At 51.1% G+C, this 714-nt stretch carries 1 protein-coding gene; it reads left to right on the top strand.

Annotated elements, in window-relative coordinates; all coding sequences use genetic code 11:
- Positions 1–604, top strand: a 604-nt coding sequence (locus U8U68_RS22050) for a DUF6076 domain-containing protein (RefSeq protein ID WP_322204629.1), incomplete at its 5' end; no start/stop codon positions are given.
- Positions 605–714: the final 110 nt, after the last annotated feature.

Here is a 714-nt window from a genome sequence, read left to right as displayed (position 1 = left end):
GCACATCCCTAGTGACATCGACACGCTCCAAAAACAAATCATGCGTCTGTTTGAGGATGTGCTGGATATCGACGACGGCAAGAAGAAACCCGTGAAGGAAAAGCTGAAAGCTTATCTCCGAAGGGAGAAAAACCAACCGCTTTATGCTTACAAGTTCCAGCCTATTTCCACCACCTATGAGCAAACTGGCGAGGGAACCTTTGCAGAAGTTTTGCACCCAACCTCAATCTATAGCCTCGTCGAGTTCTCGATCCGCGAGTGCGTCAAGCGCGAACAGCGTATGCGCATCTGCTCCTACTGCGGCAAATACTTCGCTATCCCCCGGCGCAACACGGCGGAGTTCTGCAACCTCACTGTAGATGAAAACGGTTACACCTGCCGGGAAGTCGGCGCGAGGAAACGCTGGGCAGAAAAGAATAACTCAGATGAGCTGTTCAAGGAGTACCGCCGGGAATACAAGAAACGCTTTAACTGGATTAAGGCGGGGCGGATCAGTCCCGGTGCGTTCTATGCTTGGAGCGCCACGGCAAAGGGCACGCGCGACGAGTGCGCTGCTGGTAAGATGGCCTTTGATGAATTCAAGAAGTGGCTGGCTGAATCGTGAACCGCTTTTCTTTGTTTTGCAGTGCAAATTTTGACACTGCTATAAGTTTCTAAAACAAGTACCGACTATTCATCCTCCCTTCCCAACAGCACGATTGGCTCTATGCGCAA

Origin of the sequence: Acutalibacter intestini (genome assembly GCF_034334985.1) — a bacterium.
GTDB classification, from domain to species: Bacteria; Bacillota; Clostridia; order Oscillospirales; family Acutalibacteraceae; genus Acutalibacter; species Acutalibacter intestini.
Note: the sequence above shows the minus strand (reverse complement) of the source record. Positions and strands in the feature narration are given on the sequence as shown.